Here is a 26600-nt window from a genome sequence, read left to right as displayed (position 1 = left end):
AATTGATGCAAACAAAGATACTCCAATATTTACTTTTAGCAACAATCATAACAGGTTTAACCACCTGCGACGATGGCTTAGATGATATTATCCCCGAAGTTCCTGTAAAAATTGAGTTTAACTTAAAAGAGCCCGCCTACCAAAACTTAAATGTTGTAATGGGTGCTGTGAAAATTAATAATGTAGGGTACAACAACAATGGTGTAATTGTGTTCAGATTAAGCGACGAAGAAATACTTGCCTTTGATGCAACCTGCCCTAAGCACATAGATATTAACGCATCGGTAAACCTCGATGCAAACGGTTCGGGTACGGCTACCTGTCCGCATTGCGGAACGGTTTACTACCTGGTTAATTACGGCTATCCAAAGGATGGTTATCCTTTAAAACAGTATAAGGTTGTTAAAAACGGCGATTTTGTTGGAATATATAACTAATCTACTTGAGTTAGCTTATCTTCAATCATCCTACTGTTATACTGCTGAATTACAGCCTTAAGGAAATGCTCCATCTTTTCTACAACATCGGGAAGTTTATCTTTTAAATTCTCCTTCATTAGAATATCCGATTTGTAGCTATACAAACCCTTGGTTTGGTTTCCGTCAAAAACCATAACATAATCGTCCATTAATAGCTGATAGCTATTGTTGGTGTAGTTAACTACAAAAGGTTTTGATTCCTTATCGAACAGGTTCCGTCCAAAAGCCACAAATGGTTTATTATAGTTCAGATACCCAAGAACCGATGGCATGATATCGATTTGCTGGGCAAGCTCATCTTTTCGCCCAACTAAAGAACCATTAGGTGTGTAAAAGAGCAATGGTACCGAAAATGCACCAGCACTCGACTGGTACTCCTTAAACTGCGACTGGTTTGGATGGTCGGCGGTAATCACAAAAAGCGTGTTTTTAAACCAATCCATCTTTGAGGCTGTCTGAAAAAATCGCTTCAAAGAATAGTCGGTATATGCAATACATTGATGAATTGGCAGCGTTCCTTTTGGGAACTTACCCTGGTACCGCTCAGGTATTTTAAAGGGGTGGTGCGAAGAAACTGAGAACAAGGCAGCACAGAATGGCTGTTTGAAACCATTAATTGTTTTGGCAAAGAATTGGAAAAACTCCTCGTCCCAAATACCCCACATCCCATCAAAATCGTCGGGGTTATTGTACTCCGTCATACCATAGTACTCCTCAAATCCTGCCACATTGGCAAAGGCTTGAAACCCCATTGAACCATTCGGTGCGCCATGGAAGTAGGCTGTATGGTAACCTTCGCTTCGCAGAAGCGATGCAATGCTATTTATCTTATTTGTTGAGTAGCTTGTTAGAAAGTATGGCTCTACAAACATAGGAATACTTGCCAGTACCGAGGGCATACCATCAATTGATTTGCGCCCATTTCCAAAAGCGTAACGGTACCATAATGAATGATTGATGAGGGAATCTAAGAAGGGTGTAAATCCCTTATATCCTAGGCTATCTCTTAAATGTGTATTATAAGCACCAATATACTCTCTACCAAAACTTTCTAAAATAAAAATCACCACATTCATTCGCTTAAGCGAGTCGGCTGTTTGTGGGTGATGAACAGGTGTGTAAATTGAGTTCAACTCTTCTTTAGAGCTATAAAAATCGACCTTATGAAGCGATTTTTTCCCAAGTGTCCTGTAAATGGCAAAAGGTGTATTAAGTACTATAGCAGCTTCAAGGGGTTCACTAACATACTGACCTGCGTTACTAAGAGTAATGGGACGTGTGCTGTGTCTAAAACCGCCCCGCATACCTCCAACCATTAGCGTGGCGAATAAAAGCATCAACACTAAACCATTTAATCCATATACAAAATGATACTGGGAACCCTTTCCCTTCTTAATCGGTTTAACCTTCCCATAAAATATTACTAGCACTGCGGTAAGAGCAACCCAAATTAGGAAAATATACCAGTAATCGGCAATAAATTTTGGGATGAGCGACCCAAAATTCGATTCATGTTTGAACTCCGAGAAAAGTGTCGATGTAGTTCTACGAAGTGTAAATCGGAAATATATTATATCGGCCAGATTTGCACCAATAGCAATGCTGTTAGTTATTACATATAAGTATTTTAGAGTCTTTTCAACCCACCTATTATACCTAAATGTAAATGGTAGAAGGTATATAAAAAGGTATAACAAGTTTGTATATATCAACGCGCTTGAATCGAACCATAAGCCACCTGCCATCATTCTTAGAAAGCTACTAAGAGTAACGTTAGCAAAAAAATCGGTGTTAAACAGGTAGAATAGTACTCGGCAAACAGAAAAAATTAACATGACAAGGGTGAAACGCCAAATAAGCATCAAGTAGATATTACCCCTGAGTTTTATATCAGAAAAATAGTTTTTAAACTCATTAATCATGATTATCCATTTTTAAACAAACAAAATTATAAAATATGATATGCTACTACTAAAAAAGTTTGTTAAATAAAAAAGCCCGGCATGGCCGGGCGTAAGCTGATGATAATTACTAGTTATGCTTTTGTTAACTCGCTAAGCTTGCTAAAACTCTCATCAATAGCTTTAAGCAAATCCTCATGAATGGCTTTATAGTGAGCCTTTACCGCTTTCTTATCTGACTTATTTTCGGGATGCTTAATGCGATGAATTAAATCATTACGTTTTTCTAAAATCGATTCAATAATAGCTATTGCCTCATCACGTTTTTTCTCTCCGTGAATTAACATATAGGTGTAACAATCGCTAATAACCTCGCTCATTAGGTAATCGATATCCTTTTTAAGATTTCTTCTGCTTGCCATAATTGTCTTAATTTAATTAAACAGAATGCAAAAATAATAGATTTTAGTTAGTATGCAATTAAACTCCTTACACAATATCGGTTACAACCTCCTCATCATCGGAAACATGTGGTCGAACCACAGATTTATTTTTCCAATTACCAAGTCTATAGTAAAAAATAGCGCCGACAGCCCCCATAGCCCAACCAATTGGGATTGACCACCAAATGCCAGCCTCGCCCATTTTAAAGGTGTAGCTAAGAAGATATGCCAAAGGCAACCGAACTATCCAAAGTGATAAAAGAGTGATGTACATGGGAACAATAGCGGCTCCAGCCCCTCTAAGCAGACCATTAATACAGAACATAATGGCAAAGACAGCATAAAAAACGCTTACCACCATTAGGTAATGGTAACCTACACTAATAACTTCCGAGTTATCTGAAAAAACCAGCATCATTTTATCGCCCCAGAAAAGGATTATTAGACTAATAGAAATGCTAAACGCCACCGACATTTTTATTGTTGCCCAAAGCCCCCTTCTTACCCTATCAATTTTACCTGCTCCAATATTTTGGCCTACAAAACCCGATAATGATGCGGAGAAGTTCATGATGGGGATTACCGCCAAGGAATCGATACGGCTAGCAGCTGAGAAACCTGCAATTACATTTGTTCCAAATGAGTTTACTATTCCCATCAATGCCATTCCACCAAGAGCAACAAGCGTTTGCTGAATACCTGTTGGGAAACCAATTCTGACCGATTTCTTAAAAATCTCCCAATCAAAAACCATCCTCCTAAACTTAATCCGTAGTAGATGTTTTTTTCGTTCGAGGTATGCTGCTGCAATTACAAACGAGAACGACTGTGCTACAACTGTAGCCCAGGCTGCACCCGCAATTCCCCATTTAAAAACTAAAACAAAAAGAATATCTAAGATGATGTTTAAGAAAGTAGCAACAATTAAAAAGTAAAGCGGAGTTTTAGAATCGCCAACCCCTCGCAGAATACTAGAAATAGAGTTAAACCCAAACATTAACACCATTCCGTACATGTAAATATCCAAGTATGTTTTTGCTAATGGGAGAACCTCTTCAGGTAAACGCATTAGCCTAAAAATATGCTCACCGCTAGCAAGGCCAACAAAAGTAATTACAATACCAGCAAAAAACAGAAAGATATAAGTAGTATCGGAAGCGCGTTTAACCTTTTCATAATTTTTAGCCCCAAAATATTGCGAAATCACCACCGAAGAACCAATCCCAATCCCAATGATTAAAGCGATAATCATGAAAATAATTGGAAACGATGCACCAACAGCTGCCAATGCTTTTTTTCCAAGGTATCGTCCAACAATTATGCTATCTACCACATTGTAAAGCTGTTGGAATATATTCCCAATCAGCATGGGTAGAGCAAATCGAAAAATAAGTTTGGCCTCGTTACCTGATGTGAAATCTTTCATAGCAGCAAAAGTTTTGCAAAGTAGGCCAAAAAAATTGAAATCAACAAAACATTGGGGAGAGTGAATTGGAAGAATGACTCGGAATAGTTCGGAAATATTCGGAATGAATCGGAAGCGCCTTGTCATACTGAACTTGCTGAAGCATCTCTTCTTGAAGAATTTGAGGAAGTTAAAAGAATGAGCCGGAATGAGTCGGAAATATACGGAAGGAATCGGAATTTCATGTGACAATTCTTGAATCCGTCAACGCCGGACTAGTCTTGAATCTGAAATTTTGAATCCGTCTTCGCCGGACGCAGCCTTAAATCATGTGTTATTGACATGCTGAGTTTGTCGAGGCATCTCTTCTTGAAGAATTTGAGGAAGTTAAAAGAAGTTAGAGGAAGTTAAAAGAATGAGTCGGAATGATTCGGAATGACACGGAAATATTCGGAAGGAACCGGAAGATTTAAGTGGCCATATTTGTTTTTTCTCCTGTATGCCTCTGTGCATTCCTCTGTGTAACTCTGTGGTGTAAAAAAAGAATGCAGACGTCTCAAATAAACTCGCTTAACGATTAACGTTTAACGATTATCGCCTATTATCTTTTCATTAATGGACTCCGTCGCAACATAGGGAACAAAAAAAACAACTTCAAGATGTTATAATTCTATTTATGTAAAAAGCACAGCTAAAAAAGTACACTTTAAGCTAGTTCGTCAAAACTTTGTTAATTACTTACACCAAACTAAACCTTATTCGTAGGTAATGCGTTTACTCAAAAGTTAATAAATAATTTTCATCAAATGGAACATCTGTACATAATTATTGGACTTGTTGTAGTACTCGTACCTATTTCAATTGGAATTTTCAAGCTAATCTTTAAGAATTCTATTGTGTTTACAATTTCGGCAATAGCCTTGATATTTATAGGGCTCACTGCCATTGCCGGATATAGTATAAGTATTATTGACATGATAAACCTTTCCTGGATTATTCCCTTGTTTGTTGCAGCACTATGGGTTGGTTTATCCTATTTCAAAAGGATAATTGGGAATAGCCTTAAAATTATAGCCGAAAGCCAGGAGGCTATATCAAAAGGAAACCTAGAAACTGAAATTCCAAAAGAACTACTTGAAAGAAAAGATGAGTTCGGTTACATTGCCCGCTCTACAAACGATACAGTTATCAAACTGAAAGAAGTAATAGAAAATATTGTTTTTTCTTCCAACTCTATTCTATCAGCAAGCCATCAATTAAGTAAGTCATCGGAGGAACTTTCGCAGGGTGCTAACGAGCAAGCCTCTAACGCCGAACAGGTTGGGAGCCTTGTTGAAGAGATGTCGGCTAACATACAGCAAAATACAGAAAATGCTAAGCATGCAGAAAAGATATCACTAACAGTGGCCAAAGAAGTTAAAAACCTTTCTGCGGTATCGGATGAAAGTCTTGATGCCATTAAGAAGATAGCTGAAAAAATCAATATTATTAACGATATCGCCTTTCAAACCAATATACTTGCACTAAATGCAGCCGTAGAGGCAGCAAGAGCAGGAGAATCTGGTAGAGGATTTGCAGTTGTAGCAGCCGAAGTACGTAAACTTGCCGAACGAAGTAAAGCAGCAGCCGACGAAATTATTCTTCTTTCAGAAAAGAGCGTAAACGTTACAGAAGAGGCTTCAAAACAGATGCAAATATTACAGCCTGAAATAGAAAAAACAATCCAACTTGTTAACGAAATTGCGGCTGCAAATATTGAGCAGAGTGCTGGGATGGAGCAAATAAACAATGCTACACAGCAGCTAAACCAGGTTATTCAGCAAAATGCTGCATCGAGCGAGGAACTTGCCTCAAGCGCCGAGGAACTTACGGGTCAGGCCGAGCAGCTTAAAGAAGTTGCATCATACTTTCTCTTTAATAAAGACTTTGCATCAGTTTCAACTAAAGCCCAAAACAATTCGAAAACTGGCAAAAAGAGCAGTGAGGAAGATTACAGCTTAAAACCAGCGCCAAAAGCAAAGCAAAATAACACAAGCAAGTTAGGCTATGATATAAAGCTATCAAAAACAAATGATAGCGACTACGAAAGTTTCTAAATTTTCACAACCTGCACTTGTGTTATTTAGGTACCTCTGAGAAAATTAGAGGAGCGAGTCATTAAACCCAGGTTTTAATCGGGAAGAGCCAGAGGTTTTTGTCATGCTAAACTTGTCGAAGCATCTATTCTTTAAGAATTTGAGGAAGTTAGAAAAAGTTAGAGGAAGTTAGAGGAATGAATGACTCAGAATGACACGAAAATATTCGGAATGAACCGGAAAATTTAAGTGGACATATTTGTTTTTCCTACTGTATGCCTCTGTGCATTCCTCTGTGTAACTCTGTGGTGTAAAAATAGAATGCAAACGCCTCAAATAAACAAACTATTATCGTTTAACGATTAGGGCCTTTTATCCATCTTCGCCTGTCATAGCCTTAAACCTTGAACTACAAACCTTGCCTTGTCATGCTAAACTTGTCGAAGCATCTCTTCTTGAAGAATTTGAGGAAGTTAGAAGTAGGTAGAAGAATGAAATATGATTAATTTTAAAAAGCCAATAATTCCCTAAATCTCTTTAGTGTAGACGTTGTTTATGTATTATAATTGAATTTCAACCATTTAGCAACTGCAACAACCGCAGCTACTACCACCCTTATTCTCTTGCTCCTGGATGGGTGGGCATTTTACGTTTCCGTATGAGCAAAACACACAGCAGTCGCCTGGTTGGGGTTTAAGCAGCTCACCGCAATTTGAACACTCATAGAAATACTGGCATGTATCGGTGGGCATGGTTTCCTCCCTGCTGAAACCGCAATGAGGGCATGTGATAGTTGATTGTAGGGTTATCATAACTGTAAACTTAATAATAACACAAAATTACAATTTTGTATTAAAGGGAATGCATTATGATTTATTTTTCACCAATCAATCTAACAACACTCGCTTTACCTTTGTGTCCATCACCTTCGCTAAGCTCAACAATTTCTTCCCAAACCATAACAGATTGCAATTCAGAAAAATCGTTCTTTAACTCATCTACAGAAAAAAGCAAATCTTTGTTTTTTGGTCCTCCCGAATTGAAACTCAGCTGGTCTTTTGAAAAACCCTCAATTATAATTATTCCACCAGGTTTAAGTAGCTGAATCATTTTTTTGTGTACGAGCTCCCTATTAGGATTATGAGCATAAATAAGGGCAATGGCATCGAAACTTTCTGAAGTGAAGTCAACCTCATCGTACGAAAGAAGGCGATAATCGATTTTAACTCCATTTTCAGCTGCCAGCTTAAGGGCTTTTTCCCGAGCTACCCTACTGCTATCGAAAGCAAAAACTTGCCACCCCAACTTGGCAGCAAAAACGGCGTTTCTGCCCTCACCCTCTGCAGGTAAAAGAATTTTGCCTGGTTTTAACCGAACTAAATTCTCCTTGTAGAATTGATTCGGGTTAATTCCGTAATAAAAGTGAGACGAGGAATATCTCTCGTCCCATGAACTATTTGCCATAATCTCCCCTACTTCTCTTTCATTTTTTCTTCAATGGCATCGAGCCTATCGTTTGCAGAATGCACCATCATGGTAACTCGTACAAATGGCATGGCAATTAACAAAAGGGCTAGCGATAGTCCAAGTTGAAACCAATCGGTTTGCAAAATACTAACGACAACGCCAACTAGCGCTATTAATGCTGCAATAACACCACCTGGTACACCAAGCGGGCATCTTAAAGGTTTTTTAGTTTCGTTCATAATTTATTGATTTAGTGTAGTTGTTTAACTTATCGATCAGCTGCTCCCTAGTAGGAACACCTCTAAACTCAATTTTACCATCAATCAGCAGAGTTGGAACTGAATGAATACCAAGTTTGAGCGTCCTAATGTAACCCATTGGCGAACCTGCAAGTACCCTTTTAAACTCAAATCTACTGCTATAATTAGGCAACACTGAATTTATCATTTGCTCTAACACCTTGCAGTTTGGGCAGGTTAAAGTGTAAAACATCTCAATTTTTATTGGCTTACTCACTCTTCTAATGGTTTTACTTATAAACGTAACAGGTCTATTTATGTTCGAAAAATAATAATTTCTCGGTATTTACATATCCATATTTTCGGCTGCAGCAAATCATGCCTGTTGAAGAATAAGAGGAAGTTAGAGGAAGTTAAAAGAATGACAAGGAATGATTCGGAAATATTCGGAATAAACTGGAAATATTCGGAATGAACCCGAAAATTTAAGTGGCCATATTTTTTTCCCTCCTATATGCCTCTGTGAGACTCTGTGGTGTAAAAAATAGAAAGCAGATGCCTCAAATAAACTCGTTTAACGATTAACGTTTAACAATTCACGCCTTTTATCCGTCTTCGCCGGACATAGCCTTGAACCTTCAACCATATATTATCATGCTGAGCATTTCGGAGCATCTCTTCTTGAAGAATTTGAGGAAGATAAATGAAGTTAGAGGAATGAATGACTCAGAATGATTCGGAAATATTCAGAAGGAATCGGAATTTCATGTGACAATACTTGAATCCGTCTTCGTCGGACAAATCTGAAATCTTGAACTGTGAACTTTGAACCATGCCTTGTCATGCTGAGCCTGCCGAAGCATCTCTTGTTGAAGAATGTGAGGAAATTAAAAGAAGTTAGATGAATGGCTCGGAATGATTCGGAAATATTCAGAAAGAATCGGAAGAGCTGTGTTTTGGTTTTAGTTTTTGGTGTTTAGAAAAGTATACTCAGAAGCGACCAATTAATGAAGATTGAAAATTTTGCCCCGTAGGGGCTAAGTAATGGTAGAATTAACAAGCCCAAAAGTGATTAGCGATGCACGGAAGAACCACACCAAAGAGCGAAAATGAAACGATGCATCGCAATTTCAAGTAATACCCCCAAGAACCAGTTTGTCATGCTGAGCTTGCAGAAGCAGCTCTTCTTGAAGAATTTGAGGAAGTTAAAGGAAGTTAGAGGAAGTTAAAAGAATGGCTCGGAATGATTCGGAATGACACGGAAATTTTAAGTGGACATATTTGTTTTTCCTCCTGTATGCCTCTGTGCATTCCTCCGTGTAACTCTGTGGTGTAAAAAATAGAATGCAGACGCCTCAAATAAACAAACTCGTTTAACGATTAACGCCTTTTATCCGTCTTTACTGGACATAGCCTTAAACCTTGAACTATAAACCTTGCCTTGTCATGCTGAGCTTGCCGAAGCATCTCTTGTTGAAGAATTTGAGGAAGTTTAAGGAAGTTAGAGGAAGTCAAAAGAATGAGTCGGAATGACACGGAAAATTTAAGTGGACATATTTGTTTTTCCTCCTGTATGCCTCTGTGCATTCCTCCGTGTAACTCTGTGGTGTAAAAAATAGAATGCAGACGCCTCAAATAAACAAACTCGTTTAACGATTAACGCCTTTTGTCCGTCTTTACTGGACATAGCCTTAAACCTTGAACTATAAACCTTGCCTTGTCATGCTGAGCCTGCCGAAGCATCTCTTGTTGAAGAATGTGAGGAAATTAAAAGAAGTTAGAGGAATGGCTCGGAATGACACGGAAATATTCGGAAGATAAAAAAGACTTTGTTTGGAGATAAAGATTTTATAGCGCCCCCCCTCCCTACCCCCTAAAAGATAGCGGAGTTTAAGCCTCCCCTTTCAGGAGGTTTGGAGGGGTCGTCAATAAGTCGGAATGAATCGGAATGAGCCGATATGTTAAAACGAGTCTTAACAAATTGGGCAATTCCCCCCCACCCAATTATTAAGCTGTCTCATGTTTTAACTTTTAAAAAGTCTTCAACCATTTGGAGAAAAGCCCAACCTGTTGAATATATTATTATGATGCTAAATTGGGCTATGTTAAATTTATGATGGTTGAAAAGAAATTGAGTTGACCAAAACTTTTCTGAAAAATCCTTTTGCTAAAAACATAAAATTTTTAAATTTGTTTTAACCTAACTCACAGGTTATGAATACATAAACTAAAACAATATTTATTCATGGCAAACAACATATTAGGGCGTGAGTTAAGCAAAACGACAGAGAATTATACGCATGTAAGCAAAAAATCGCTTGCAAGAATAAGAAGTCCTTTGGATATAATATTAGAAGATAACAGTTAGAATAATAAGCACTTACTTTCAGTGACAATAATAATATATAAAGTGCAATTAACTATTCACATACGTTAAGTGAAATTGTCCTAAACCTGCCTTTTAAAATCCTATATATAAAAATATGTTTTATGAATCTTATGAGTAGTAAAGCCAAAATTGTTGAAACATTGATTAGAAGAGGAAATGAGTTGTTTAGACTACCATATAAAAAAATAAAATTTACGGGAAACGAGGAGGCAGATAATTTACTTAACAATATAAACCAATTTCCACACGCATTTGTTCTTGCTTGCATCATGGATAGACAAATCAAAGCCGAAAGAGCTTGGCTAATTCCTTATTTTATTTCTCAAGAAATAGGTGGCTTTGATTTTAAAAGATTGCTCAAATTAGATTTAAATTCTCTGAAAAAATTTTTAAAAGAAAAAGTTTGCATAGATTTAATGATATTATGGCGGGAAATTTTTATTCCGCAGTCCAACTTATTCATGCAAAATATAATGATAACGCATCAAATATTTGGAAAGACAATCCAAAAAGTGCCACTGTTGTCCTTAGATTTCTTGAATTTAAAGGGGTCGGAGTAAAAATATCTACCATGGCGGCAAATATTTTAGTCAGAGAATTCAAAATCCCTATGCAAGATAGAATTTGTATTGATATCTCGCCAGATGTTCAGGTTAAAAGAGTTTTTAAAAGATTGGGCTTAATATCAAAAAACGCAAGTAATGACGAGTTAATTTATTGTGCAAGAGAATTACACCCAGAATATCCTGGAATTTTTGATTTTTCTGCGTGGGAAATTGGTAGAGAATGGTGCAGACCATATAATCCAGATTGTAATAATTGCTACTTAAAACAATTTTGTCCTAGAATTATAGAGAAGTAACTGCGGGCTTCGTGCAACTCCTTCGCTCCTTTCTGTTGCTCGGAGGTGATGCAATTTCGGTTTTTTCCCTCACCTCACTTAACATCGGAAAAAATACTCACTTCGTTGCACTCGTTTGCCCAAAGCCTCCTTTTCGTAAGTACTTCGTTTATCCGAAAAACATTCCGCCATCCGTTATCCGCATTAATAACGTTGATTACCCCATTACTATATGGCTGAGGCAATGTAGCTCGGCCGAACTTTTTATTCTGGTAATATCCTAACATATCTGAACCAGTAACATCATCATACAATATTCCCACATCACTTTGCAAACCTACCCCATTAGGTATATCTTTGCTGTTTCAAACTATAACCACATGAAACGTTTTAACCGATTATTTTTCAGCGTTTTGCTGATTTTTACAGCGCTTACATTAGCTGCGCAGCAGGAGGTAACTATAAAGATTCTGGAGACCAGCGATGTGCATGGGGCGCTTTTCCCGTTCGATTTTATCAGGAACAAACCCATGGATGGCAGTTTGGCTCGTGTATTCACCTATGTGAAACAGGAACGGAGCAAATCGGACCAACAGGTGATTCTCCTTGATAATGGGGATATTCTTCAAGGGCAACCCACCGTTTACTACTCCAACTTTATTGATAGCGCAAACCCCAATATCGTATCGCAAATGCTCAACTACATGGGCTACGATGCGGCAACGGTTGGTAACCATGATATTGAGACCGGACCTGCGGTTTACCAAAAGGTTGTTAAGGAATCGAATTTCCCATGGTTGGGAGCCAATGCCGTTAGCACAACTACCGACCATCCGGTTTTTAAACCCTACACCATACTCGAACGAAACGGGATTAGAATTGCGGTGCTTGGACTTATCACACCGGGAATCCCTAAATGGCTGCCAAAAATCCTTTGGCCTAATATGCAGTTCAACGATATGGTTGAGTCGGCTAAATATTGGGTTAAGCACATCCAAAAAAAGGAGAAACCACAGATTATTATCGGCCTGTTCCATTCGGGTTACGATGCCACGTATGGGGGAGCCAATGCCGAGGAGCGTAACAACGAAAATGCGGCACTCCTTGTTGCCAAGCAGGTTCCTGGCTTCGATGTGATTCTAATCGGGCACGACCATAAGGAGCTGGCCAAAAAATACCCTAACATTAATGGCGACTCCGTTCTTGTCCTCGACCCGGGTTCATCGGCCAGAATGCTTTCCGAGGCTACAATCACTATCAGCATTGATAAATGTAAAAAGGTGAAATCCAAGAAGGTGGAAGGCAAGTTAATAGCAATGAAAGGCTATGAGCCTGATACGGATTTCTTGAATCGCTTTTCCGATTTTTATAGTAAGGTAAATGATTTTGTAAGTAAGCCAATAGGCAAATTCACAAAGCCTATCTCAAGTGCCAATGCCTACTTCGGTCCAACCGAGTTCATGGATTTAATCCACGATGTGCAGCTCAAAATTTCGGGAGCCGACATATCCCTTGCAGCGCCACTCTCCTTTGTTTCTAATATCGACTCAGGGAATATCACCATAAGCGATATGTTTAAACTTTACCGTTTCGAGAACTTCCTTTACACCATGGAATTAACGGGAAAGGAAATCGACGGATTTTTGGAACATGCTGCCTCGCTTTGGTTTAACACGATGACCGGGCCAAATGATACCCTCATTCGATTTAAGAAAGAGAATGGTAGAATAAGGCTATATGCAAACTACTATAATTTCGACTCGGCAGCAGGCATTTATTACACCATCGATGTGTCAAAACCGGAAGGCGACAGGGTAACCATTACCGGCATGGCCGACGGAACGCCTTTCGATTTCAGCAAAACCTACAAGGTGGCAATTAACTCTTATCGTGGCAATGGAGGAGGCGGACATCTGACCGAGGGGGCAGGCATTCCACATGAGGAACTTGCAAAACGAGTAGTTATCTCAACCGATAAGGACTTGCGTCTTTACATGATGAGGTACATTGAGAAGCAGGTCGAAATTGAACCTCAATGCCATTACTACTGGAAAATAGCTCCCGAAGAATGGGTAAAAGTTGCAATTGAACGTGATAGAAAAATCCTTTTCAACAGGTAACAGCAATGAATTTTTACGATACAGTAAAGCAGTTTGATGACGGAAGAATGCTGCCCTTGGTAGAGGAGTTTTACACCCTGCAAGGCGAAGGGTTTCAAACCGGGAAGGCGGCCTACTTTATTCGTATAGGTGGATGCGATGTGGGCTGCTCATGGTGCGATTCAAAGCTATCGTGGAACCCAAAAACATTTCCACCCGTTAAGGTTGATGAGATAGTTGAGCGTGCAAGCCAGTACCCTGCCAAAGCTGTTGTAGTTACCGGTGGTGAGCCTACCCTCTACCCGCTCGACTACCTATGCGCTGAACTTAAAAAACACGGCATTCAAACTTTTATAGAGACATCGGGTGCCTATCCGCTTACCGGACAGTGGGACTGGATATGCCTATCACCCAAGAAACAGCAACCACCTGCTGAGGGCATTCACCTGATGGCCGATGAGCTAAAGGTAATCATCTCGTCGCAGGCCGACTTTGAATGGGCCGAAGAGAATGCTTCAAAGGTAAAGTCTACCTGCCAGCTCTACCTGCAACCCGAATGGAGCGTTTACAATTCCATTATTCCATCCATTGTTGATTACATCATGAACAACCCCAAATGGAGAGTCTCGTTACAGGCCCATAAGTTTATGAGAATTCCCTAGGTAAAAAGTAAAAATTTATTGTTCATAGAACCCAGGACATGTATAACAGATGATTTTGCCTTTTTTTAAGAAATAGGAAAATATTTTAAAACCAAAAATCATCAACATAAAACTGATTCTTCAATCATTTTTTTACTTTTGCTTAATATTTTTAAGACAACATGGAACAGAGAGAATTTTACGTCGATTTGTTGAAAAAGCATATATCAAATCCTAAAATGATAGCCCACTGTTTGGCTGCAGAGGCTATACTGCGTGCATTGGCACGCCATTTTGGTGAGGATGAAGATATTTGGGGTATTGCAGGATTACTACACGACTTAGATGTTGAGATAACCAATGCCGATCCTAAACGCCATGCTTTGGTTGCTGCCGAGATGCTTGAAGGTGTCCTTCCTGCTGAAGCGGTTGATGCCATTAAGATGCACAACGAAGAGGCTACTGGTTTACCAAGAACCACACGCTTTCAGCATGCTCTGGCTGCAGGCGAAACCATAGCAGGCTTAATTTTTGCTACAGCACTTGTTTATCCCGACAAAAAAATTGCGAGTGTAAAACCCAAATCGGTTACTAAGCGCATGAAAGAGAAACAGTTTGCCGCTTCGGTAAATAGGGAGACCATAATGGAATGCGAAAAGATAGGTATTCCAATAAATGAGTTTGCACAACTCTCGCTTGAGGCTCTTGTTCCCATCGCTGACGAAATTGGATTTTAAAAAGAAAGAAATGAATCTTGACATAATTTGCAAGCAAGTGGTTGAGGCAGCCCAGCAGGCAGGCGATTGGGCTATTAAAGAAAGGTCGAAGTTTAAAACCGAAATGATAGAGGTAAAGGGGGAGCACGACTTTGTATCGTATGTTGATAAAAGTTGTGAGACCATGCTTGTTGAAAACCTTGCAAAAATACTACCAGGTGCAGGCTTTATTGCCGAAGAAGGTTCGGGTACCGAAAACAAAGGAGGCCTCAACTGGGTAGTTGACCCCCTTGATGGAACTACAAACTTTATTCATGGCCTCTCCCCTTTTGCCGTGAGCATTGCTCTCATGCAAGATAAGAGGGTTATACTTGGCGTTGTATACGAAGCAAGCCTGAAAGAATGTTTTTGGGCTACCGAGAATAGCGGTGCTTTTCTAAATGGTACCCCAATAAAAGTATCGGACACACAAAATGTAAACGATTCGCTAATCGCTACTGGATTCCCTTACTACGACTATTCACGCATCGAGCCATTTTTTGAAACCATGGAATATTTTATGAAGAACTCGCATGGTTTACGCCGATTGGGCTCTGCTGCAACCGACTTGGTATACGTGGCCTGTGGCCGTTTCGATGCTTTTTATGAGTACGGATTAAAACCTTGGGATGTGGCAGCAGGCGCATTTATTGTTGAAAGGGCAGGTGGAAAGGTTTGTGATTTCTCCGGCGAAGAAAACCATATCTTTGGAGGAGAAATAGTTGCAACAAACCACAATATCCACAATGAATTTCGCAATTCTATTAGCAGAATTATGAAAAAATAGGAAGAAAATAACTAATAAAACATTACAGCTGAATGAATAAATTTCTGCATGCAATATCGTTTTACATCTTTAAAATTCTAACCTTCCCTTTTAAGTTCATGCCTTTAAGGTGGCTCTATGTCATATCCGACTTGATGTATTTCATCATATATAGAATTCTAAAATATCGGGTTGAAGTTGTTAAAAAGAATTTACGAAACTCATTCCCTGAAAAATCAGAAAAAGAGCTGCTAGAAATAGAAAGGAAATTTTACAAGCACTTTTGCGACCTATTTGTTGAGCAGTTTTATATTATGTATGCTAGCCCGAAACAGGCAAAACGCCTTTTCAAAATTAAAAACATAGCACTTCTTGACCAATACTATGAGAAAGGTAATAGCGTAGTTGTAGCTGGAGGGCATTATGGGAATTGGGAGCTCTACAGCTTATTAGGCTTATACCTCAAACATCAACTACTTGGCGTTTATAAGCCTTTAACAAACAAATATTATGAGAAATTTGTAAACAAAGCGCGAGAACGTTTCGGAGCCATAGCTGTTCCCATGAAAGAAACAGCACGCACTGCCATAGAGTATGCAAGAGACGGAAAGCTTTTCTTTTTAGGTCTTATAGCCGACCAAACACCAGCAAGAGGAGAAATCCGCTACTGGACCACATTCCTAAATCAGGATACACCAGTATTTTTAGGAACCGAAAAAATTGCCAGAAAGCTTAATCAGCCCGTCTTTTTCTGCAATATGCGCAAGGTTAAGAGAGGTTTTTACGAAATAGAGCTGGAACTTTTAACAAACACCCCCCTCCAAACAGAACCCTTTGAAATTACCGAAATGCATGTACATGCACTTGAAAGACTAATTAACGAGGCACCTGAATACTGGCTCTGGTCGCATAGGCGTTGGAAGCACTCACGAATAAAAGACCACTCCCAGAATGAAAGCTAAAGTATCCGTTGTTATTTTAAACTGGAATGGGAAGCACTTTCTGGAGAAATTTCTTCCTACTCTTATAGAGAACACTAATATTCCCAATACCGAAATTGTGGTTGCCGATAATGGCTCAACAGATGGCTCCAAAGATACACTTGAAGGCTTCAAATCTGTTAAAAAAATTTATCTCGATAAAAATTATGGTTTCACAGGAGGCTACAACCGAGCACTTTCGAAAATAGAATCTGAATACTATGTGCTCCTAAATTCCGATATTGAAACACCCAAAGGTTGGTTGGAACCCATGATTGAGTTCATGGATGCGACCACAGAAGTTGCGGCTTGCGCACCTAAACTACTCGACTACCACCGTAAGCAGTACTTTGAGTATGCCGGGGCTGCAGGTGGATTTATCGACCTATTTGGATATCCGTTTTGCCGTGGGCGCATACTATCGGAAGTTGAAAAGGACCATGGACAGTACGACACTCCCATGCCAATATTCTGGGCTAGCGGAGCATGCATGATGATACGCTCAGAACTATTTCATGCCGTGGGTGGTTTCGACCAAGACTTTTTTGCCCATATGGAGGAGATTGACCTATGCTGGCGCTTGCAAAATCATGGATATAAAATTTTCTCCGTTCCCCAATCGTATGTATATCATGTTGGTGGCGGTACGCTACCAAACAACACCCCTTTCAAACTCTACCTTAACTACAGAAACAACTTATGGATGCTCCATAAAAACTTATCGCTAAGAGCTCTCCTAGTTGTTATTCCTATTAGATTAGTTCTTGACTGGCTATCGGCTTTAGTATACCTGTTTACCGGTAAGTTTTCATTTTTTAAATCGGTTCTAAAGGCACACCACCATTACTTTTCTAAAATCTCAACCCTAAACACTAAACGTAAATCCGAAAAGCGTCTATACTCTGCAATCCGATACAAAGGGTTAATTCTAGTTGATTTTTTCATTCAACATCGACGAAAATTTTCAAAAATTAACTTTTATTAGTAGTTGTAAGATACGCTAATACATTGGCCTGATTACTTTTCAAAGTGCTATTTGCTATATATCATCAACAAAAAAAAGAACAAATTATAACCATTTCTCGTTAATAACCATATATTTGCAAATTGGATTCGAATGCAATTTGTATTCAGTAACACACATTTATGGTTTCATTTAAGAAATTAACAATCAAGGATATTCTATTCAGATCACGAATGGTATATTCCAACAAGCCTGCACTGTCGTTTGTAGGTAAAGAGCCCGTAAACTATGCCGACATGGCAGTAATAGTTCGTAACATATCGGGAATGCTTAACACTCTTGGAGTAGGGAAAGGCGATAAGGTGGCACTTATTGGCGAAAATAGCCCAAACTGGGGCATGGCCTACCTGGCTATAACATCAATGGGAGCTGTTGTTGTTCCAATTCTTCCTGATTTTTCGGGACAGGAAATGGAAAGCATTATAAAACATAGCGAGGCTAAAGTAGTGTTTGTATCTGCAAAGCTTTACGGAAACCTTAATAGAAGGAACCTCCCAAACATTATAGCCTACGTACTTCTAAATAATCTTCAACCTTTCGACGAAGATTCAATAACTCCTGTAGCAAACATACCTTATGAAACTCCCAAGGTCCAGGTAAATGTCGACTACTGCAATTGCGAACTACCAAGCCCTGAAGAGGATGACCTGGCTGCTATAATTTATACCTCAGGAACAACTGGTAGACCCAAAGGTGTTATGCTTTCGCATAAAAACCTTGTTTCCAATGTGCTTTCTACGCTAATGATTCAGGAAGTTAATGAGCACGACCGTTTGCTCTCCATTCTTCCCTTATCGCACACCTACGAATGTACTATTGGATTCTTAATCCCAATGGCAACTGGAGCTACAGTTTACTACCTAGACAAGATGCCCACACCTTCGGTTTTAATCCCTGCCATGCAGGCTGTAAAACCCACCATGATTCTTAGCGTACCTTTGATTATCGAGAAGATATACAAGAACAAGATAAAACCTGAACTAACATCAACCCCATTAAAACGCAAGTTGTACAATTTTGCCCCTACTAGAAAATTACTCCATCGAATTGCTGCAAAGAAACTACACAAAACTTTTGGTGGTAAAATTCACTTTTTTGGTATAGGAGGAGCAAAACTATCGTTTGAGGCTGAACGATTCCTTTACGAGGGTCGATTCCCCTACTCTATTGGTTATGGAATGACAGAGACTTCGCCACTACTAACAGGAAGTTCACCTAAACTTGTTCGATTCCGCACTGCCGGATTTTGCATACCCGGTCAAGAATTAAAAATTCATAATCCTAACCCTAATACCGGAGAAGGTGAAATTTTGGTTAGGGGGGCTAATGTAATGCAAGGATATTATAAAGACCCCGAACTCACCGAAACCATGTTTCTTGATGGCTGGCTACGCACCGGTGACCTAGGTTTTGTTGACAAGGATGGCTATGTAGAGCTACGGGGACGTTCTAAAAATATGATTCTTACCGCATCGGGCGAAAACATTTACCCCGAAGAAATCGAAGATGTTATTAATAAGCATGAGTTTGTGCTTGAGTCGTTAGTTTACGAGATGAAAGGCAAACTTATTGCCAAGGTGCACCTAAATAAGGAGGCTCTTGATTCATACATTGAAAACATTAAAAAATCTGCAAAAGATTTTCAGCATAATGCAGAGGATTATGGGCAAAAGGTTTTGAATGACATAATGAATTTTGTCAATTCGAATGTATCTAAGTTCTCTCGCCTCAGCAAGATTGTAGAACAACCTGAACCCTTTGTAAAAACACCGACTCAGAAAATAAAACGATTCCTTTATAAGGATAAAGATTAAAATAGAGGCTGCCTAAAACTGGCAGCCTTTTTCTTTTAGTTTTTCATTGATACTTTAAGCAAGAACCTCTATGCCCACATAAACGCTGCGTGGTCTCTCCCTTAAATTATAATCCGATGCCATTGATTCTGCATAGGCACCGCAAGAGTGTATCACAAGAATATCGCCCCGCGATGTTTTTGGCAAGGTAGCATCCTCAGCAAAACAATCGGATGTTTCACAAATGGGCCCAACCACATCATAGCTGAATAGCTCATCACTTTTTCCACCTGATATATTTTCAATCTTATGCGATGCTCCATAAAGAGCTGGGCGAATAAGCGCGTTCATACCTGCGTCGACTATCGCAAATCGTTTTGAAAAAGTTTCTTTTACGTAAAGAACACTTGTATAAAGCTTACCACATTGTCCAACAAGCGAGCGCCCCAATTCAAAATGGATAGTTTGATTTTCGCCTGGAATTAAATGCTCGTTAACTGTTCTGAAAAAACCATCAAAATTTGGGACAGGATTTTTAAGTGGGTTTTCATAGTCAATACCCAAACCGCCACCAAGGTTAAGGTAAGGCATATTAATCGTTCCTAAACTTTTCTGAATCCTATTCACCACAATGGCAAGCTGCTTAAAAACCTCAAGGTTCAATATTTGCGAACCTATATGAAAATGCAACCCCACAAAGTTTATATGGTTGAAATTGTTTTTATTAGCAAAAACCCACTCCGCCTCTTTTAAACTAATACCAAACTTATTTTCTTTAAGTCCTGTTGTAATTAATCGGTGAGTTTTAGCATCAACATTAGGGTTGACCCTTAAAGCCACTTTAGGAACCTTTCCCAGGCTTGATGCTATCTGATTAATTACCTCTAACTCTTGTACCGATTCGCAATTAATACACTCAATATCTTTCGATATTGCGTACTCTAACTCTGAATCCGATTTTCCGACACCAGCAAATACAATGCTATTAGCTGGAAAGCCATTCTCAAGAGCAACTCGAATCTCATTAGCGCTAACACAATCGGCACCAAAGCCCTGCCTTGCTATTTCTTTTAGTAAAATATGATTTGAGTTAGCTTTTAGAGCATAGTGAATTTTGTAGCTATACCTTTGGGCTTCCTCCTTTGCTGTACTTAAAATGCTATTAAGCAGCGCAATGTCGTATTCATAGTAAGGTGTTTGCATAACTATAACTATTGAGCATCAACTTCATCTAAAACTGAATTAGCTTGTTTAACCGCAGGAAATAGTTGTTGAAGCAGCCTTAAAGCTTGAACCTTGTAATGCGAGTCAACCAGTAAAGAAATGTTATTGTTACTACCGCCATAAGAAATCATTCTTATAGGAATTTCCTTCAGGCAATCGAGCACCCTAGCCGCATAACCTTTATGTGATGCCAAGAAATCTCCGACAACACAAATAATGGTTTGATTACGTTCAACTTCAACATGAGCAAAGCTGGAAAGGGCATTAACTATATCATTCAGGTTTGAAGCATTATCAATTGTAAGCGAGATAGACACCTCCGAAGTAGTAATCATATCAACTGGTGTTTTAGCAGCCTCAAAAATTTCGAAGACTCTTTTTAGAAACCCATAGGCAAGCAGCATCCGTGATGATCGAATGTTTATTGCAGTAATTCCATCCTTTGCAGCAATGGCTTTTATGCCACTCTTTGAGCTTAAAGTAGTAATTACAGTCCCCTCGTCAGTTGGATTTAGAGTATTCTTTAAAACGACAGGGATATTCTTGATACGACAAGGATTAATGGTTTGCGGATGTAAAATTTTTGCCCCAAAGTAAGCCAACTCAGCAGCTTCGTCGTATGAAAGTTGCCTAACGGGCGAGGTATTTGTTACAAATCGGGGATCATTATTGTGAACTCCATCAATATCTGTCCAGATTTGAACCTCCGATGCATTTACAACATTTCCAACAATAGCTGCGGTAAAATCGCTACCACCTCGTCCTAAATTACTTATTTCACCGTTTACATTTCGGCAGATAAAACCTTCTGTAACATAAACCTTTGCAAACGGATTAATATGCAGCTGGCGCCTCAGATTCTGCTCAATGTAAAAGTAGTCGGGCTCATTATCCTTATCAACCCTCATGAACTCAAAAGCAGGTATATATGCAACTTTATAGCCTTGCTCAGCCAGAAGCAATTTTAAAAGCCCTACTGAAAGCTGCTCTCCTAATGCAATATATTTATTTAGGTTATCAATACCATTTACTAATTTTTTCATTAGCGGGTGAAACAGACCTATAACAAATTCCTCACCCATTTTTTTATACAACTTAGTTTTAAATAAATTACTGGCCACCTCAACATGCTTGTCCTCTAGCCCTTTAAATAATTGAATTGCGTCGGCCATTTTTCGGTCCTTCACAAGTTCGGTAACCTTAACAAGTTCATTAGTAACTCCAGCCATAGCCGAAAGCACAACTATGGCTGTTTCATCACTTGGTAAAAGCTGAGGAATCCTCCTCAAACGGTCAACACTCCCAACTGAAGTGCCTCCAAACTTTAATACTTTCATTTCATTTTACATTTTCAGTTCAACAAAAAAAGGCCTGCAGTTTTTTGCAGGCCTTCATACTATCTGTGTTTATAATTATGTTAATGTTTATGTCTCAGTGGACTCGGCCTGCATCTTAGGCATCTTTTTTATAACAATAAGCATTTGCTTCATGCATTTATCACACATGAAGTTGTTTTTCTTTATTGTCATATTGCAAGCCGAAAACTCCATCAAATAATCTCTTTCGATTTGCAAAAGTAATTTTTTTCTGTTTATACAACAATTAAAGTAAAAATTTTCTTAAATATTTTTTTATAACCCTCTTTTGTTGTTCAAAACATTATGTGTTACTTTTGTTTGCTAAAACAATTTCGATTTTTAAAACCTTTACCCTTATGAAGATTTCACATAGCTGGCTAAAGAATTATATTGACCTAGACAAAACACCAGAAGAGATTTCAAGCATACTAACATCAACTGGACTTGAGGTTGAAAGCCTAGAGGAAAAGGAAACAATTAAAGGAGGCTTAAAAGGTGTTGTAATTGGCGAGGTTCTTACCTGTGAAAAACATCCCGATGCCGATAAACTAAGCGTAACTACTGTAAATGTAGGAACAGGCGAACCTTTACACATTGTTTGTGGTGCACCCAATGTGGCCAAAGGACAAAAGGTGCTAGTTGCTACTATTGGAACAAAGCTTTACTTTGGCGACCAGGAGATTGTCATTAAAAAAGCTAAGCTTCGTGGCCAGCTATCAGAGGGAATGATTTGCGCCGAAGATGAGCTAGGATTAGGTGACTCACACGATGGGATAATGGTACTTCCCGATGATGCTCCAATTGGAACTCCTGCTGCCGAATACTTTAAAATTGAAAAAGACTACCAGTACGAAATTGGTCTTACCCCTAATAGAATTGATGCTGCTTCGCACTTTGGTGTGGCTAGAGATTTAGCTGCTTATGTTAATTTTCATGAGAAACCCATAAAGGCCAATCTTCCCGATGTTCAGGATTTTAAAGTTGATAACAACAGCCTTGCAATACCTGTTCATGTAGAAAACGCGGAAGCATGTACACGTTACAGCGGCTTAACTATAAGTGGTATAAAAGTTGGGCCTTCGCCCGAGTGGTTGCAAAACCGTTTACGCTCAATAGGCTTAAACCCAATTAATAATGTGGTAGATATAACCAACTTTGTGCTCCATGAGGTTGGACAACCACTTCATGCCTTTGATGCCGATGCTATTAAAGGCAACAAGGTTATTGTTAAAACCTTACCCGAAAACACCCCATTTGTTACGCTTGATGGTGTTGAACGTAAGCTCTCGGCAAACGACCTGATGATATGCAACGAAAGCGAACCTATGTGTATAGCAGGCGTTTTTGGTGGTTTGCACTCTGGTGTAACTGAAAAAACAACAAAGGTCTTCATTGAAAGCGCTTGCTTTAACCCTGTATATGTTCGTAAAACAGCCCGCCGACACGACCTTCATACCGATGCTTCGTTTAGATTTGAACGTGGTACTGACCCCAATATCACTATCTGGGCACTGAAAAGAGCAGCCCTACTAATTAAGGAGATAGCTGGAGGTGAAATCTCTTCGGAAATAGTTGATATCTATCCCAAGCCCATTGAACACTTTAACGTAGATTTAAACCTTGATCGTACCTGCAGCCTTATTGGCAAATCGATTCCTGAAAGTGAAATTGAAAAAATCCTACAAGGCTTAGAAATCAAAATTCTCAAGAAAGATGGGAAAACTTGGAATCTTGCCGTTCCAACCTATCGCGTAGATGTTCAGCGCGAAGCCGATGTAATTGAGGATATTCTTAGGATTTATGGTTACAACAATATCGAAATAAGCTCTAAGGTAAATGCAACCCTTAGCTATACTAAAAAGCCCGATAGCCTACAGATGCAAAACGTTGTCTCCGATTATTTCACCTCGAATGGTTTTGCTGAAATTATGTGTAACTCCCTTACAAAGGCCGAATATTACAAGCAGCTATCAACATATCCCGAAAATAATTCTGTTAAGATCCTCAACCCGCTAAGCAACGAGCTAAATGTGTTACGTCAGACACTTCTGTTTGGTGGACTTGAGAGTATACAGCGTAATACTAATTACAAGAACCCCGACCTTAAACTATATGAATTTGGCAACTGCTATAAGTATAATCCTGATGTAAAATCAGAAAAGCCACTTGATAGTTACTCGGAACATTTTGGTATTGGAATATGGTTAACAGGGATGAACGCCAAAGAGCACTGGATGTCTAAACCAGAAAAGTTTAATTTTTTCCATCTTAAAGGATATGTTCATGCCATACTTAACCGTTTTGGGTATAACATTGATGAACTTGAAACATCAGAAGCCCCAAATGATATCTTCCTTTATGGTATAACCTACAAAATTGGTAAGAAAATTTTGGCAAGTTTTGGTGCAATAAAGCCTACACTTCTAAAGCAATTTGATCTAAAGAACGATGTTTTCTTTGCCGAAATAATGTGGGAACCACTTATTGGTAAACTTGCAAAAAGTAAAATACAGTATAAAGAACTACCTAAGTTCCCCGAGGTTCGTAGGGATTTAGCATTACTATTGGATTCAAACATTAAATACGAACAGGTAAGAGAGTTGGCATATAAAACAGAAAAGAAATTGCTGAAAAGAGTTAACCTGTTTGATGTTTACCAAGGGAAGAACATACCCGAAGGGAAAAAATCATACGCTATTAGCTTTACGCTTCAAGATGAGTCAAAAACTTTAACCGATAAGCAAATAGATAAAGTAATGAAGCGTTTAATTGAAGTTTACACAAAAGAATTAAACGCACAGCTAAGATAAATGGGAGATTCCGTTATGGGTAAAATAGAACTGATAAAAGGTGATATAACCCAGATGGATGTAGATGCCATAGTTAATGCAGCAAATGAATCGTTACGAGGAGGCGGCGGCGTTGATGGTGCTATTCATCGCGCTGCTGGCCCCATGTTATTGGAAGAGTGTAAAACAATAGGAGGTTGTCCTACTGGTGAAGCACGAATCACTAAAGGATACAATTTAAAAGCAAAATTTGTAATCCATACAGTTGGACCTATTTGGTACGGTGGTAATCGTAACGAGAACGTATTATTAAGGAATGCCTATATTAACAGCTTAACGATAGCAAAAGAAAAAGGTTTAAAGAGTGTTGCATTCCCCAACATAAGCACTGGTGTTTATAATTTCCCCAAAGAATCAGCGGCACTAATTGCAATTCGTGCCGTAAATGAATTTATTGCAAACAACCCGTTTCCCGAAAAGGTAATTTTTGTTTGCTTTGACCAGGAAAACTACTCTATTTATAGCAGATTACTTGGCTAGCTAAAGATTAATATCATACTTTTCAATTCTTCTATCAAGTGCTTGTCGGGTGATATTTAGAAGTTGTGCTGCCTCCGATTTTTTATAACCCGTCTTCTCCAATGCTTTCATTATCACAATTTTTTCAATCAACTCAAGATCAAAAATATCCTCTCCAATAACCCCTGATGCATTGGATTCGACCTGAGGGGCAATTAAACCAACAAAATTTTTCATGGTTAGGCGTCCACTATCGCTAAGAATAATGGCCCTTTCTATCATGTTACGCATCTCTCTAACATTTCCTGGGAAACTGTAGTTCAGCATGGCCTTTTCAATCATAGGATCAACGCTGGTTATTTTCTTACCCAACTTTTTAGAGATATGCTTAAGGTAATAGTCTAGGAGTAATGGTATATCCTCCTTACGTTCCCGTAACGGTGGAATATGTATTTGAAAAGAGTTAAGCCTATAGTAAAGATCGCTCCTAAACTTCCCTTCTTCAATAAGTTTATTAACATCCTGATTAGTAGCTGCAATAATTCTAACATCAATGGGAATGTCGACACTTGAGCCTATTCTTCTAATTTTACGTTCTTCAAGCACTCGCAAAAGCTTAGACTGCATGGCGGGTTGCATCTCCACCACCTCGTCGAGAAATAGCGTTCCACCATGCGCTACCTCAAACCAACCGGCCTTATCCTCGTTAGCACCTGTAAAGGCGCCCTTTTTATGTCCAAAGAATTCACTTTCAAAAAGTGAATCAGGAATTGCAGAACAGTTAACAGCATAGAAGTAAGATTTTTTTCTTGAACTCAGATAGTGAATTCCACGAGCAACAAGCTCTTTCCCGGTTCCGCTCTCACCAGTAATAAGAACAGATGTGTTGTCGGTTTTTGCAACTTTTCCCATTAAATCAACCACCTGTCGGATGCCAAAAGAGTTACCAATTATCTCGGAGCCAATGCTTTCAATCAGATCTTTAGAGACCAAGGAATACGTTTGGCTAATCTCTTTAAGCTGCTCGTGAAGCGAGATGTACCTCTTTGTTCGTTGTATGGCAGCTCTCATATCGAGCAAACGGAAGGGTTTTGGGAAGAACTCAACTGCACCCAAACGCATGGCATTAATAACAGCATCCATATCGCCATGACCTGTTATCATGATTACCTCAATATCGGGATACTCATTCTTAACTTTTTCTAGTACCTGCAGGCCATCCATTTCGGGCAAACGGAGGTCAAGAATCATTATATCGATTTGGTTTTCCTGCAAAATTTCAAACGCTTCGGAGGGGCGCTCAGCGGTTAAGGCTGTAAAACCCTCTCCATCAAGAAATTCTTTTATCTCTTTACGAAAAACCTTTTCATCGTCTAGTACTAAGATTCTAATATCTTTCATAATTCTACTTTT

At 39.0% G+C, this 26600-nt stretch carries 23 protein-coding genes; 13 read left to right on the top strand and 10 right to left on the bottom strand.

All coding sequences use genetic code 11. From position 1 onward, the window contains the following. Positions 1–5 precede the first annotated feature (5 nt). Positions 6–437, top strand: a complete 432-nt coding sequence (locus tag FHG85_RS05040) for a Rieske (2Fe-2S) protein (protein ID WP_173073607.1) — start codon at positions 6–8, stop codon at positions 435–437. On the opposite strand, the gene FHG85_RS05035 is transcribed toward FHG85_RS05040, so the two are convergent. The 3 genes from FHG85_RS05035 to FHG85_RS05025 all read right to left on the bottom strand — a co-directional run bounded on the left by FHG85_RS05035 (position 434) and on the right by FHG85_RS05025 (position 4249). Further along, on the bottom strand, positions 434–2401 hold the full coding sequence (locus FHG85_RS05035; protein WP_173073605.1) for an LTA synthase family protein: 1968 nt from the start codon (positions 2399–2401) through the stop codon (positions 434–436). The two genes, FHG85_RS05040 and FHG85_RS05035, sit on opposite strands and share 4 nt — an antisense overlap. A 113-nt stretch (positions 2402–2514) precedes the next feature. Beyond that, complete coding sequence (locus FHG85_RS05030) at positions 2515–2802, bottom strand: hypothetical protein (protein ID WP_173073603.1); 288 nt, start codon at positions 2800–2802, stop codon at positions 2515–2517. Between the two features lie 67 nt (positions 2803–2869). Further along, positions 2870–4249 carry an MATE family efflux transporter gene (locus FHG85_RS05025; RefSeq protein WP_173073601.1) on the bottom strand — a complete coding sequence of 460 codons (1380 nt, stop codon included), beginning with the start codon at positions 4247–4249 and terminating at the stop codon, positions 2870–2872. Positions 4250–5034: 785 nt separating this feature from the next. On the opposite strand from FHG85_RS05025, the gene FHG85_RS05020 reads away from it, so the two are divergent. After that, a complete protein-coding gene (locus FHG85_RS05020) occupies positions 5035–6324 on the top strand; it encodes a methyl-accepting chemotaxis protein (protein WP_173073599.1) in 1290 nt (429 codons plus the stop codon). 560 nt (positions 6325–6884) lie between these two features. On the opposite strand, the gene FHG85_RS13350 is transcribed toward FHG85_RS05020, so the two are convergent. From FHG85_RS13350 to FHG85_RS05005, 4 genes are all read right to left on the bottom strand, one after another. Next, positions 6885–7115 (bottom strand): GDCCVxC domain-containing (seleno)protein, encoded by a 231-nt coding sequence (locus FHG85_RS13350; protein WP_317167935.1) that lies wholly within the window; start codon positions 7113–7115, stop codon positions 6885–6887. A 61-nt stretch (positions 7116–7176) separates the two neighbouring features. Next, positions 7177–7767 carry a class I SAM-dependent methyltransferase gene (locus tag FHG85_RS05015; protein WP_173073597.1) on the bottom strand — a complete coding sequence of 197 codons (591 nt, stop codon included), beginning with the start codon at positions 7765–7767 and terminating at the stop codon, positions 7177–7179. A gap of 8 nt (positions 7768–7775) precedes the next feature. Continuing rightward, entirely contained in the window at positions 7776–8009 is a 234-nt protein-coding gene (locus FHG85_RS05010) for a hypothetical protein (protein ID WP_173073595.1), read from the bottom strand. Further along, positions 7996–8286, bottom strand: coding sequence for a thioredoxin family protein (locus tag FHG85_RS05005; RefSeq protein ID WP_220429234.1), 291 nt, complete (start codon positions 8284–8286; stop codon positions 7996–7998). Before FHG85_RS05005 ends, FHG85_RS05010 begins: the two co-directional genes overlap by 14 nt. Before the next feature lie 2213 nt (positions 8287–10499). On the opposite strand from FHG85_RS05005, the gene FHG85_RS05000 reads away from it, so the two are divergent. From FHG85_RS05000 to FHG85_RS04960, 9 genes are all read left to right on the top strand, one after another. After that, complete coding sequence (locus tag FHG85_RS05000; protein WP_173073593.1) at positions 10500–10958, top strand: hypothetical protein; 459 nt, start codon at positions 10500–10502, stop codon at positions 10956–10958. An 11-nt stretch (positions 10959–10969) separates the two neighbouring features. After that, positions 10970–11260, top strand: a complete 291-nt coding sequence (locus tag FHG85_RS04995) for a hypothetical protein (protein ID WP_173073591.1) — start codon at positions 10970–10972, stop codon at positions 11258–11260. 359 nt (positions 11261–11619) lie between these two features. After that, positions 11620–13359, top strand: a complete 1740-nt coding sequence (locus tag FHG85_RS04990) for a bifunctional metallophosphatase/5'-nucleotidase (RefSeq protein ID WP_173073575.1) — start codon at positions 11620–11622, stop codon at positions 13357–13359. Between the two features lie 5 nt (positions 13360–13364). Further along, the gene (locus FHG85_RS04985; protein WP_173073573.1) at positions 13365–14000 is read left to right on the top strand and encodes a 7-carboxy-7-deazaguanine synthase QueE; all 636 of its coding nucleotides are present in this window, start codon (positions 13365–13367) and stop codon (positions 13998–14000) included. Positions 14001–14161: 161 nt separating this feature from the next. After that, positions 14162–14716 (top strand): HDIG domain-containing metalloprotein, encoded by a 555-nt coding sequence (locus tag FHG85_RS04980; protein ID WP_173073571.1) that lies wholly within the window; start codon positions 14162–14164, stop codon positions 14714–14716. 10 nt (positions 14717–14726) lie between these two features. Continuing rightward, a complete protein-coding gene (locus FHG85_RS04975; RefSeq protein ID WP_173073569.1) occupies positions 14727–15521 on the top strand; it encodes an inositol monophosphatase family protein in 795 nt (264 codons plus the stop codon). A gap of 32 nt (positions 15522–15553) precedes the next feature. After that, on the top strand, positions 15554–16462 hold the full coding sequence (locus FHG85_RS04970) for a lysophospholipid acyltransferase family protein (RefSeq protein ID WP_173073567.1): 909 nt from the start codon (positions 15554–15556) through the stop codon (positions 16460–16462). After that, the gene (locus tag FHG85_RS04965) at positions 16452–17465 is read left to right on the top strand and encodes a glycosyltransferase family 2 protein (RefSeq protein WP_173073566.1); all 1014 of its coding nucleotides are present in this window, start codon (positions 16452–16454) and stop codon (positions 17463–17465) included. Before FHG85_RS04970 ends, FHG85_RS04965 begins: the two co-directional genes overlap by 11 nt. 161 nt (positions 17466–17626) lie before the next feature. Then, positions 17627–19318, top strand: coding sequence for an AMP-binding protein (locus FHG85_RS04960; protein WP_173073564.1), 1692 nt, complete (start codon positions 17627–17629; stop codon positions 19316–19318). 54 nt (positions 19319–19372) lie between these two features. On the opposite strand, the gene lysA is transcribed toward FHG85_RS04960, so the two are convergent. Together lysA and FHG85_RS04950 are read right to left on the bottom strand one after the other, a co-directional pair. Beyond that, positions 19373–20500, bottom strand: coding sequence for a diaminopimelate decarboxylase (lysA, locus tag FHG85_RS04955; RefSeq protein ID WP_173073562.1), 1128 nt, complete (start codon positions 20498–20500; stop codon positions 19373–19375). An 8-nt stretch (positions 20501–20508) separates the two neighbouring features. Continuing rightward, positions 20509–21858, bottom strand: coding sequence for an aspartate kinase (locus tag FHG85_RS04950; protein ID WP_173073560.1), 1350 nt, complete (start codon positions 21856–21858; stop codon positions 20509–20511). Positions 21859–22235: 377 nt separating this feature from the next. On the opposite strand from FHG85_RS04950, the gene pheT reads away from it, so the two are divergent. Beyond that, a complete protein-coding gene (pheT, locus tag FHG85_RS04945; RefSeq protein ID WP_173073558.1) occupies positions 22236–24689 on the top strand; it encodes a phenylalanine--tRNA ligase subunit beta in 2454 nt (817 codons plus the stop codon). A 15-nt stretch (positions 24690–24704) separates the two neighbouring features. Beyond that, positions 24705–25208: an O-acetyl-ADP-ribose deacetylase gene (locus FHG85_RS04940; protein ID WP_173073556.1), complete on the top strand. Its 504-nt coding sequence runs from the start codon at positions 24705–24707 to the stop codon at positions 25206–25208. Here FHG85_RS04940 and FHG85_RS04935 read toward each other — a convergent pair whose 3' ends face one another. Beyond that, positions 25209–26588, bottom strand: a complete 1380-nt coding sequence (locus FHG85_RS04935; RefSeq protein WP_173073554.1) for a sigma-54-dependent transcriptional regulator — start codon at positions 26586–26588, stop codon at positions 25209–25211. It lies immediately after the preceding gene. Positions 26589–26600 lie beyond the last annotated feature (12 nt).

It is taken from the genome of Tenuifilum thalassicum, assembly GCF_013265555.1.
In the GTDB taxonomy this organism is placed as follows: Bacteria; Bacteroidota; Bacteroidia; order Bacteroidales; family Tenuifilaceae; genus Tenuifilum; species Tenuifilum thalassicum.
The sequence above is the reverse complement of the archived record's forward strand: the minus strand, read 5'-3'. Positions and strand labels throughout refer to the sequence as shown.

Bases quoted from the DNA above. Each gene is read 5' to 3' on its own strand.
- FHG85_RS04975 (WP_173073569.1), top strand. From the start codon at position 14,727: ATGAATCTTGACATAATTTGCAAGCAAGTGGTTGAGGCAGCCCAGCAG.
- FHG85_RS05035 (WP_173073605.1), bottom strand. From the start codon at position 2,401: ATGATTAATGAGTTTAAAAACTATTTTTCTGATATAAAACTCAGGGGT.
- FHG85_RS05000 (WP_173073593.1), top strand. From the start codon at position 10,500: ATGAATCTTATGAGTAGTAAAGCCAAAATTGTTGAAACATTGATTAGA.
- FHG85_RS05040 (WP_173073607.1), top strand. From the start codon at position 6: ATGCAAACAAAGATACTCCAATATTTACTTTTAGCAACAATCATAACA.
- FHG85_RS13350 (WP_317167935.1), bottom strand. From the start codon at position 7,115: ATGATAACCCTACAATCAACTATCACATGCCCTCATTGCGGTTTCAGC.
- FHG85_RS04935 (WP_173073554.1), bottom strand. From the start codon at position 26,588: ATGAAAGATATTAGAATCTTAGTACTAGACGATGAAAAGGTTTTTCGT.
- FHG85_RS05020 (WP_173073599.1), top strand. From the start codon at position 5,035: ATGGAACATCTGTACATAATTATTGGACTTGTTGTAGTACTCGTACCT.
- FHG85_RS04980 (WP_173073571.1), top strand. From the start codon at position 14,162: ATGGAACAGAGAGAATTTTACGTCGATTTGTTGAAAAAGCATATATCA.
- FHG85_RS04960 (WP_173073564.1), top strand. From the start codon at position 17,627: ATGGTTTCATTTAAGAAATTAACAATCAAGGATATTCTATTCAGATCA.
- FHG85_RS04965 (WP_173073566.1), top strand. From the start codon at position 16,452: ATGAAAGCTAAAGTATCCGTTGTTATTTTAAACTGGAATGGGAAGCAC.
- pheT (WP_173073558.1), top strand. From the start codon at position 22,236: ATGAAGATTTCACATAGCTGGCTAAAGAATTATATTGACCTAGACAAA.
- FHG85_RS05025 (WP_173073601.1), bottom strand. From the start codon at position 4,249: ATGAAAGATTTCACATCAGGTAACGAGGCCAAACTTATTTTTCGATTT.
- lysA (WP_173073562.1), bottom strand. From the start codon at position 20,500: ATGCAAACACCTTACTATGAATACGACATTGCGCTGCTTAATAGCATT.
- FHG85_RS05010 (WP_173073595.1), bottom strand. From the start codon at position 8,009: ATGAACGAAACTAAAAAACCTTTAAGATGCCCGCTTGGTGTACCAGGT.
- FHG85_RS05030 (WP_173073603.1), bottom strand. From the start codon at position 2,802: ATGGCAAGCAGAAGAAATCTTAAAAAGGATATCGATTACCTAATGAGC.
- FHG85_RS04940 (WP_173073556.1), top strand. From the start codon at position 24,705: ATGGGTAAAATAGAACTGATAAAAGGTGATATAACCCAGATGGATGTA.
- FHG85_RS05015 (WP_173073597.1), bottom strand. From the start codon at position 7,767: ATGGCAAATAGTTCATGGGACGAGAGATATTCCTCGTCTCACTTTTAT.
- FHG85_RS04990 (WP_173073575.1), top strand. From the start codon at position 11,620: ATGAAACGTTTTAACCGATTATTTTTCAGCGTTTTGCTGATTTTTACA.
- FHG85_RS04950 (WP_173073560.1), bottom strand. From the start codon at position 21,858: ATGAAAGTATTAAAGTTTGGAGGCACTTCAGTTGGGAGTGTTGACCGT.
- FHG85_RS04995 (WP_173073591.1), top strand. From the start codon at position 10,970: ATGGCGGCAAATATTTTAGTCAGAGAATTCAAAATCCCTATGCAAGAT.
- FHG85_RS04985 (WP_173073573.1), top strand. From the start codon at position 13,365: ATGAATTTTTACGATACAGTAAAGCAGTTTGATGACGGAAGAATGCTG.
- FHG85_RS04970 (WP_173073567.1), top strand. From the start codon at position 15,554: ATGAATAAATTTCTGCATGCAATATCGTTTTACATCTTTAAAATTCTA.